Origin of the sequence: Rathayibacter sp. AY1B7, from assembly GCF_002932735.1 — a bacterium.
Classification (GTDB): domain Bacteria; phylum Actinomycetota; class Actinomycetes; order Actinomycetales; family Microbacteriaceae; genus Rathayibacter.
In genome coordinates this window covers 1-8312 of record NZ_PSWK01000054.1, presented here as the reverse complement: position 1 = coordinate 8312, position 8312 = coordinate 1, and the positions used below count along the sequence as shown (strand labels likewise).

Sequence of the window (8312 nt, the reverse complement as noted above, 5' to 3'; positions counted from 1 at the left end):
GCTCGGCGAGCTGCGCGTCGCGATCGAGTACGACTCCACCGGCCGTCACGGACTCGAGCACGTCGGACACCGCGAGGAGGCCGACCGGCGGAAGGACCGCGCGCTCCGCTCCGCCGGGTGGGAGGTGGTGCGCATCCGCACGGGGAAGCTGCTGCCGCTCGGCCCCCACGACCTGGTCGCCACGGGAGTCACGGCCGCACTGGCGGACCGCCTGGTCGACCGGCTCCGCGATGTCCGCGGTCCGCTGCTCGTCGACGCCTGGGGGCGCTGAGCGCGTCGCGCGGCGGCTGCGGGACTGTCCTCCGGAATCTGTCCCCGTGGCGCCCTCCCCGTCGCTCCGTCCCGGTGTCCGGCTCGGCGGAGCGGGACCCGCGGATGCAGTGCCGGCGAGTGGGAACCGTCGAGTGGGAACCGGCGAGTCGCAGCGGTCGAGTCGCAGCCGCCCGCTCGCAGCCGACGCGTCAGAGCCGCAGGGCCAGCGCCTCGCTGCGCCAGCGGCGGTGCAGCGCCCAGGGGTCGGGCTCCCCGGCGCGCACGGTCTCGATGTGGGCGTCGAGCGCGGGGCTGCGCGCGAACCACTCCGTGCGCTCCAGGCGCTCGTCGGCGAACTGGGCGTGCCGCTGCTGCTCGAGCGCCCGCCCGCCGCGCTCGAACGCGAGGAGCTCCTCGTGCCGGAGCCGGTGGAGGCGCTGCCGGGGATTGCCGCTGGTGCCGATCTTGATCCGCTCGCCGAAGCGGATGTAGTAGACGACGTCGACCCGGGGCGGCGGCAGCTCGCCGTCGGGAGCGTCGCCGAGCCGCCACTCGCAGGCGGCGCAGAGCCAGGCGGAGGGGAGCCGGACGCCCAGGCGGGACCCGCACGCGGCGCACGGCGAGGGCAGGGCGTCGATCACGCCGTCCTCCCGGGCGACCCAGTCGTGCGCGAGCCCGAGGTGCGCGGCGCAGAGCGCGAGGGGGGCACCCGTCTCGGCCGAGGAGGCGCACCCTCCGATCGCGCACGCTGGCATGCCGCCGACGCTAGGTGCGACCCCCGACATCGCGCCGCCGTCGACCGCGCCGCCGCGAGCACGCAGGAGTCCGAGTGCTCGCGCTCGAGGACGGCGGCATCCGCGCGCTCGCTGCCCGGCGGATCAGCTCAGACGGTCGACCAGCGACGAGGCGAGGCCCGTGTAGCCGCCCGGCGTCAGCGCCAGCAGGCGCTCCTTCGCCGCGTCGCCGATGTCGAGACGCTGCACGAAGACGGCGAGGTCGTCGGCACCGAGGCGCTTGCCGCGGGTCAGGTCCTTCAGCAGCGCGTACGGGTCGGTGATCGAGGACCGGCCGGCCGCCACCTCCGCACGGATCACCGTCTGGATCGCCTCGGCCAGCACCTCCCAGTTGCCGTCGAGGTCGGCGGCGAGGGCGGTCGGGTCGAGGTCGATCTCGAGCAGGCCGCGGGCGATGTTGTCGAGGGCGAGGAGGGAGTGGCCGAACGCGACGCCGATGTTGCGCTGCGTGGTCGAGTCGGTGAGGTCGCGCTGGAGGCGCGAGGTGACCAGGGTCTGCGCGAGCGAGTCGAGCAGGGCGCTGGAGAGCTCGAGGTTCGCCTCGGCGTTCTCGAAGCGGATCGGGTTGATCTTGTGCGGCATCGTGGACGAGCCGGTCGCCCCGGCCTGGGGGATCTGCCGGAAGTAGCCGAGCGAGATGTAGGTCCAGACGTCGGTGCAGATGTTGTGCAGGATGCGGTTCGCGTGCGCGGCCCTGCCGTAGAGCTCGGCCTGCCAGTCGTGCGACTCGATCTGGGTGGTCAGCGGATTGAAGACGAGGCCGAGGGAGGTGACGAACTCCTCCGCGAGGGCGGGCCAGTCGGTGCCGGGGTCGGCGGCGAGGTGCGCGGCGAACGTGCCCGTCGCTCCGCTGAACTTGCCCAGGTACTCCGTCGCCTCGATCTGCGCGACGACCCGCTCGAGCCGGTAGGCGTAGACGGCGAACTCCTTGCCCATCGTGGTCGGGGTCGCGGGCTGGCCGTGGGTGCGGCTGAGCATCGACTCGTCGCGGTAGCGGACGGCCAGCTCCCGGAGCGACGCGACGACCGAGCGCAGCTTCGGCAGCCAGATCTCGCCGACGGCCTGACGGACCACGATCGCGTAGGAGAGGTTGTTGATGTCCTCGCTGGTGGCGGCGAAGTGGGTGAGCTCGGCGATGCGCTGCAGGCCCAGCTCCTCGAGCCACTGGCGGACGAGGTACTCCACGGCCTTCACGTCGTGGCGGGTGCGGGCCTCGAGGGTCGCCAGCTCGTCGATCTCGGGCTGGCCGAAGTCGCGGGCGCGGCGGCGCAGCTCCTCGGCGGTCGCCGCGTCGACGGGCTCGGAGCCGAAGAGGCGGCGGTCGGTCAGCGCCAGCAGCCACTCGACCTCGACGTGCACCCGCGCGCGGTTCAGCCCCGCCTCCGAGAGGTACTCGCCGAGCGACGAGACGGCACCGCTGTAGCGGCCGTCGAGGGGGCTCAGCGGCTGGGTGGGGAGCGAGGTCATGCGGTAGTGCCTTCCGGTTCTCAGGTGTCCTGCGCGAGGGCGGCGCGCGCGTCGGTGGAGTCGGGGCGGACCGAGCGGTTGCCGCGCAGTCCTGGTTCGATCTGGGCGAAGAGGGCCCGGCAGGCGCGCTCGATGAGCGCGAGCACCGAGTCGAACGCCGCCGCATCGGAATAGTAGGGGTCGGGGACGTCGCCCTGCGGGGAGAGGCCGGGCTCGAAGTCGAGCAGGCGGCGGATCTTCTGCCGGTCGACCTCGGTGCGCGCCCAGGAGCGCAGCGCGCGCTCGTGCCCGTGGTCGAGCGCGACGACCAGGTCGAACTCGGCGAAGCGGGACGGGTCGAAGAGCTGGGCGCGGTGGCGGCCCCCGTCGAAGCCGTGCCGCTCCAGCGCCGCGAGGGCGCGGCTGTCGGCGTGCTCGCCGAGGTGCCACTCGCCGGTGCCGGCCGAGCTGATCTCGATCGCGGAGCCGAGCCCCGCCTGCTCCGCCAGGGAGCGCAGCACCACCTCGGCCATCGGCGACCGGCAGATGTTGCCGGTGCAGACGAAGCACACGGCGAAGGCCGAGGGCGCAGGGGAGTCGGGGGTCACCCGCCCATCATGGCGCACCGCGGCTCCTCCACAGCAGGCCGATCGCGGCGGCCGTCCACCGATGGCGCGCGAGGCCTCCCGGGCGGTGGCGGCGCGGCCGATGCTGACTGCCGAGGCCGCGGTGTCAGTCCTGACGGCGGCGGAGGAAGGGGCGCAGGAGGAGGCCGATGAACCAGTTCACCAGGGCGAGCACGAGGGCGCCGAGCACGCCCCACCAGAAGCCGTCCACGACGAGGCCGAAGCCGAAGAGGCCGCTGATCCAGGCGGTCACGAGCAGCAGGAGGCCGTTGACGAGGAACGAGACCAGGCCGAGCGTCAGCACGTACAGGGGGAACGCGACCACCCGCACCACTCCGCCGACGACGGCGTTGACGACGCCGAAGATCACCGCCACCAGCAGGTACGTGAGGACCGCCGCGGCGGGGCCCTCCTCGTACGGGTCCACGCGCACGCCCGCCACGACCAGGGTCGTGAGCCAGATCGCGACGGCGTTGGTCAGGAGGCCGAGGAGGAGTCTGCTCATGCCTCCACTATCCCCGCAGGCGGGGCGCGCCGCGAGCCGGGGCTCAGGTGAGGGGCCCGCCGATGGTCGGCTCGGGCGCAGGAGTGCAGAGGCGGGGGTCGTCGGCGCAGGTCCGCGGAGGGAGCACCGCGGTGGGCTCGGGCTGCGGCAGGGGCTCCGCCGTCGGCTGCGGGGCCTCGGTCGGCTCGGGGGCGGGCGCGGGAGCCGGCTCCGGAGCCGGGGGATCGGGCGTCGGCTCCTGGGTCGGCTCGGGCGCACTGGTCGGCCGGGGAGCTGCGGGAGGCGCGGGGCGCGGGGGAGGAGCGAATCCGCTGCCCGGCTCCGGGACGAGCGGCTCGCGCGCCTCGATCACGGCGACGGCCAGCGGAGCGACCGCGGCTCCCGAGGCGAGAGCGCTCCGGAGCTGCTCGACCGCGTCGGTCAGCACCGCCCGCCGGGACGTCGATCCGCGACCGGAGGCGAGGGTCGACGTGGCGAGGCCGAGCACGCGCTCGGCCAGCGCCGTCCGCTGCTCCCCGGCCGCGGTCGTCGCGGTGGTGATGGCGTCGGCCGAGACTCCCTCGAGCGCTGCGTTCAGGGATCCGATCGCCACCAGCAGATCGGTGCGGGCCGCGCCCGCGACGGTGCCGTCGGTCGCGGTGAGGAGCGCGAGCGAGTCGTCCCGCAGCGCGAGGCCGGCCTCGCGCGCGGCGGTGTAGGCCGGAGGCGCGGCGACGTCGATGGACGTCTCGCGGAGAGTCGGGGTCGCCTGCGTGCCCTCCGCGGAGGGCGTGCATCCGGTGAGCGCGCCGGCGGCGACGAGCAGGGCGATCGCGGCCGTGGCGCCCCGGAGGAGCGGGCGCGCACCCCCGCGCCGCTCGGCTCGCCCTCGACTCCGCATCACTGCACCCTAATCGGGGGACGGCCGCCGTGGGCGCCGGTCAGCGGGGCGGTTCGCGCATCCGAGACCCGGGTCGGCCGCACCTCCGGGCCGCACCGGCGGCGCTCGACCGGTGGGAAGGGGGGGTTGGCGCACGCCCGTCGAGGGCGGGGGACGGCGCGCGCGGAACGGCGGGGCGCCCGCCGCCGCGCCGCCTAGCATGGGGCGGGTGACCGACCAGCAGGAGCCTCCCGTCCGCCTCCGCCCCGAGATCCTGGCGCTCCCCGCCTACAGGCAGGGCCGCGCGGCCGCCGCCGACGCCTTCAAGCTCTCCTCCAACGAGAACCCGTTCGACCCGCTGCCCTCCGTGCTCGCGCGGGTCCGCGAGGTGGACGACTTCAACCGGTACCCGGACGCGGCGGCGACCGCCCTGCGCACGGCGCTCGCCGCGGAGTACGGCGTCCCGATCGAGGAGGTGATCGTCGGAGCCGGCTCCGTCGCGGTCATCGCCCAGCTGATCACCGCGGCGGCGGGCCCGGGCGACGAGGTCGTCTACGCCTGGCGCTCGTTCGAGGCCTACCCCTCGCTCGTCACGACCGCGGGCGCCACCAGCGTGCGCGTGCCGCTCCGCGCCGACGACACCCACGACCTCGACGCCATGGCGCAGGCCGTCACCGAGCGCACCCGCCTGCTGATCGTCTGCAGCCCCAACAACCCCACCGGCACCGTCGCCACCGCCGACGACGTCGAGGCGCTCCTCGAGCGCGTCCCGGGAGACGTCCTCGTACTCCTCGACGAGGCGTACGCCGAGTTCGTCGACGACGAGCGGGCCGTGGACGGCACCCGCCTGCTCGGCCGCTACCCCAACCTCGTGATCGCTCGCACCTTCTCCAAGGCGTACGGCCTCGCCGGCCTCCGCGTCGGCTACGCGATCGGCCACGCGCGGATCCTCGACGCCGCCCGCTCCACCGCCATCCCGCTCTCGGTCACCCGGTTCGCCGAGACCGCGGCGGTCGCCTCCCTCGAGCACCGCGAGGAGCTCCTCGAGCGCGTCCACCGCATCACCCGCCTCCGCGACGACCTCTGGCGGGCGCTGCTCGACCAGGGCTGGACGATCCCGGAGTCGCAGGCGAACTTCCTCTGGTTCGACACCCGCGAGGACACGGCGCGGGCCGCCGAGGTCTTCGAGCGCGCGGGAGTCGTGGTCCGCGCATTCCCGCCGGAGGGGATCCGCGTCTCCGTCGGCGAGGCGCGCTCTGTCGACAAGCTCCTCAGCGCGGCGGCCGAGATTGTGGCTTCCCTCCCCGAGGGCCACCCCGCGAGACGGATAGGTTAGTCGGGTGGTAGCCACCAGCACGGAGTCGCCGACTGTCCAGTTCCTCTCCGCGGACGGGCGGTTCTCGCCGACCCCCGCGGCCGAGCAGTACGCCTCCTACCTCGACGGGGTGGACGAGGCGCAGCACCGCTCCTTCTACCGCGAGATGGCGGTGGTCCGCCGCTTCGACACCGAGGCCGCGAACCTGCAGCGCCAGGGCCAGCTCGGACTGTGGGTCCCGAGCCACGGGCAGGAGGCGGCGCAGGTCGGCTCCGCGTTCGCGATGCGCCCGCAGGACCACGTGTTCCCCTCCTACCGCGAGCACGTCGTCGGCAAGATCCGCGGCATCGACCTGCTCGGCGTCCTCGCGCTCCTGCGCGGCACGACGCACGGCGGCTGGGACCCGACCGACCCGACGAACGGGAACTTCCACCTCTACACGCTGGTGCTCGGCTCGCAGGCCCTGCACGCGACCGGCTACGCGATGGGCCTCACCCTCGACGGAGCGACCGGCACGGGCGACCCCGAGAAGGACGCGGCCGTCGTCGTCTACTTCGGCGACGGCGCCTCCAGCCAGGGCGACGTCAGCGAGGCGATGGTCTTCGCCGCGAGCTACCAGGCTCCCGAGGTCTTCTTCCTCCAGAACAACCACTACGCGATCTCGGTCCCCGTGGCCACGCAGTCGCGCAGCCCCCTCTACCTCCGCTCCTCCGGCTTCGGCATCCCCGGCGTGCAGATCGACGGCAACGACGTGCTCGCGAGCTACGCGGTCACCGCCAAGCACCTGCAGGACGCGCGCTCCGGCGGCGGTCCCCAGTTCATCGAGGCGCTGACCTACCGGATCGGCGCGCACACCTCGAGTGACGACCCGACGAAGTACCGCACGGACGACGAGCTCGCCTCGTGGGTCGCGAAGGACCCGATCACCCGCTTCGCCGCGTTCCTGCGGAGCGAGGGCGTGGAGCAGTCCTTCTTCGACGAGGTCGACGAGGAGGCGAAGGACTTCGCGTCCGACATCCGCCGCCGCCTCCTCGCCCTCGAGGTCCCTCCCACGGGCGTCATGTTCGACCACGTCTACTCGGAGCCGCACGTGCTCGTCGAGGAGCAGAAGGCGTGGCTGCAGCGCTACGAAGAATCGTTCGGAGGCGAGTGATGACGATCGACACCAGCACGACGGCCGCGCAGCCGCCCCTCACCGGGTCGCAGCTCGAGTCCATGTCCATGGCCAAGGCGCTCAACGCCGGCCTCCGCCGCGCGATGACGCAGGACGACCGAGTCCTCCTGATGGGCGAGGACATCGGCCCCCTGGGCGGCGTCTTCCGCATCACCGAGGGCCTGCACGCCGAGTTCGGGGCGAAGCGCGTGCTCGACACGCCGCTCGCCGAGTCCGGCATCGTCGGCACCGCGATCGGGCTCGCGATGCGCGGCTTCCGCCCGGTCTGCGAGATCCAGTTCGACGGGTTCATCTACCCGGCGTTCGACCAGATCACCTCGCAGCTGGCCAAGATGACCAACCGCCACGAGGGTGCGATCACCATGCCCGTCGTCATCCGCGTGCCCTACGGCGGGCACATCGGAGCGGTCGAGCACCACCAGGAGAGCAACGAGGCGTACTTCGCGCACACCGCGGGCCTGCGCGCGGTCAGCCCGTCGACTCCCAACGACGCCTACTGGATGATCCAGGAGGCCATCGCCTCGGACGACCCCGTCATGTTCTTCGAGCCCAAGAGCCGCTACTGGCCCAAGGGCGACGTCGACCTCAGCGGGTCCGCCGCGCCGCTGCACGCCAGCCGCGTCGTCCGCCAGGGCACCGAGGTCACGCTGGTCGGCTGGGGCCCGATGGTCGCCGTCCTCCTCCAGGCCGCCGAGCTCGCGGGCGAGGAGGGCACGAGCGTCGAGGTCGTCGACCTGCGCTCGCTCTCCCCGATCGACTGGGAGCCGCTGCTCGCGTCGGTCCGCAGGACCGGCCGGCTCGTCGTCGCGCAGGAGGCGTCCGCGAACGTGAGCCTCGGCTCCGAGATCGCGGCGACCGTGACCGAGCGCGCCTTCTTCTCGCTGGAGGCGCCGGTCCTCCGGGTCGCCGGCTTCGACACCCCCTTCCCGCCCGCCAAGGTCGAGAAGCTCTTCCTCCCCGACGTCGACCGCGTGCTCGAGGCCGTCGACCGCTCGCTCGCGTACTGACGCGCGCGACATCCGCCCGCACGAGCCCACAGGAGTCCCCCCGATGACAGAGCAGTTCCTCCTCCCCGACGTCGGCGAGGGCCTCACCGAGGCCGAGATCGTGGCCTGGAAGGTCAAGGTCGGCGACGAGGTGGCCGTCAACCAGGTCCTCGTCGAGATCGAGACCGCCAAGTCGCTCGTCGAGCTCCCCTCGCCGTTCAGCGGCACGGTGGTCGACGTGCTCGTCGACGAGGGTCAGACGGTCGACGTCGGCACCGCGATCATCACCGTCCAGGCCGGTGCCGGCTCGATCGGCTCCGAGGTGCCCGCGATCCCGGCCCACCCCGCGCAGGCC

General features: G+C 73.6%; 9 protein-coding genes and 1 pseudogene. 5 read left to right on the top strand and 5 right to left on the bottom strand.

Annotated features, from left to right (window positions below; translation table 11 throughout):
- Positions 1 to 271 (top strand): annotated as a pseudogene (locus C5C95_RS16790) (hypothetical protein); the annotation flags it as partial.
- Positions 272 to 461: 190 nt separating this feature from the next.
- Here the strand turns inward: C5C95_RS16790 and C5C95_RS16785 are convergent.
- The 5 genes from C5C95_RS16785 to C5C95_RS16765 all read right to left on the bottom strand — a co-directional run bounded on the left by C5C95_RS16785 (position 462) and on the right by C5C95_RS16765 (position 4503).
- Positions 462 to 1007, bottom strand: coding sequence for a GIY-YIG nuclease family protein (locus tag C5C95_RS16785; RefSeq protein ID WP_104249967.1), 546 nt, complete (start codon positions 1005 to 1007; stop codon positions 462 to 464).
- 123 nt (positions 1008 to 1130) lie between these two features.
- A complete protein-coding gene (gene purB, locus C5C95_RS16780; RefSeq protein ID WP_104324898.1) occupies positions 1131 to 2513 on the bottom strand; it encodes an adenylosuccinate lyase in 1383 nt (460 codons plus the stop codon).
- A 20-nt stretch (positions 2514 to 2533) separates the two neighbouring features.
- Positions 2534 to 3100 (bottom strand): low molecular weight protein-tyrosine-phosphatase, encoded by a 567-nt coding sequence (locus C5C95_RS16775; RefSeq protein WP_181027248.1) that lies wholly within the window; start codon positions 3098 to 3100, stop codon positions 2534 to 2536.
- A 124-nt stretch (positions 3101 to 3224) separates the two neighbouring features.
- Entirely contained in the window at positions 3225 to 3623 is a 399-nt protein-coding gene (locus C5C95_RS16770; protein WP_104237970.1) for a phage holin family protein, read from the bottom strand.
- A 43-nt stretch (positions 3624 to 3666) separates the two neighbouring features.
- Entirely contained in the window at positions 3667 to 4503 is an 837-nt protein-coding gene (locus C5C95_RS16765; protein ID WP_104346608.1) for a hypothetical protein, read from the bottom strand.
- 199 nt (positions 4504 to 4702) lie between these two features.
- On the opposite strand from C5C95_RS16765, the gene hisC reads away from it, so the two are divergent.
- From hisC to C5C95_RS16745, 4 genes are all read left to right on the top strand, one after another.
- Entirely contained in the window at positions 4703 to 5818 is a 1116-nt protein-coding gene (hisC, locus tag C5C95_RS16760; RefSeq protein WP_104283060.1) for a histidinol-phosphate transaminase, read from the top strand.
- Positions 5819 to 5822: 4 nt separating this feature from the next.
- Complete coding sequence (locus C5C95_RS16755; protein ID WP_104226633.1) at positions 5823 to 6950, top strand: thiamine pyrophosphate-dependent dehydrogenase E1 component subunit alpha; 1128 nt, start codon at positions 5823 to 5825, stop codon at positions 6948 to 6950.
- Between the two features lie 62 nt (positions 6951 to 7012).
- On the top strand, positions 7013 to 7978 hold the full coding sequence (locus C5C95_RS16750; RefSeq protein ID WP_181027250.1) for an alpha-ketoacid dehydrogenase subunit beta: 966 nt from the start codon (positions 7013 to 7015) through the stop codon (positions 7976 to 7978).
- Positions 7979 to 8021: 43 nt separating this feature from the next.
- On the top strand, positions 8022 to 8312 hold a 291-nt coding region (locus C5C95_RS16745), incomplete at its 3' end, for a biotin/lipoyl-containing protein (protein WP_308471526.1).

What these genes read in the sequence shown, in the direction of transcription:
- C5C95_RS16785 (WP_104249967.1), bottom strand. Translation starts at nt 1,007, where the DNA reads ATGCCAGCGTGCGCGATCGGAGGGTGCGCCTCCTCGGCCGAGACGGGT.
- purB (WP_104324898.1), bottom strand. Translation starts at nt 2,513, where the DNA reads ATGACCTCGCTCCCCACCCAGCCGCTGAGCCCCCTCGACGGCCGCTAC.
- C5C95_RS16750 (WP_181027250.1), top strand. Translation starts at nt 7,013, where the DNA reads ATGTCCATGGCCAAGGCGCTCAACGCCGGCCTCCGCCGCGCGATGACG.
- C5C95_RS16770 (WP_104237970.1), bottom strand. Translation starts at nt 3,623, where the DNA reads ATGAGCAGACTCCTCCTCGGCCTCCTGACCAACGCCGTCGCGATCTGG.
- hisC (WP_104283060.1), top strand. Translation starts at nt 4,703, where the DNA reads ATGGGGCGGGTGACCGACCAGCAGGAGCCTCCCGTCCGCCTCCGCCCC.
- C5C95_RS16765 (WP_104346608.1), bottom strand. Translation starts at nt 4,503, where the DNA reads ATGCGGAGTCGAGGGCGAGCCGAGCGGCGCGGGGGTGCGCGCCCGCTC.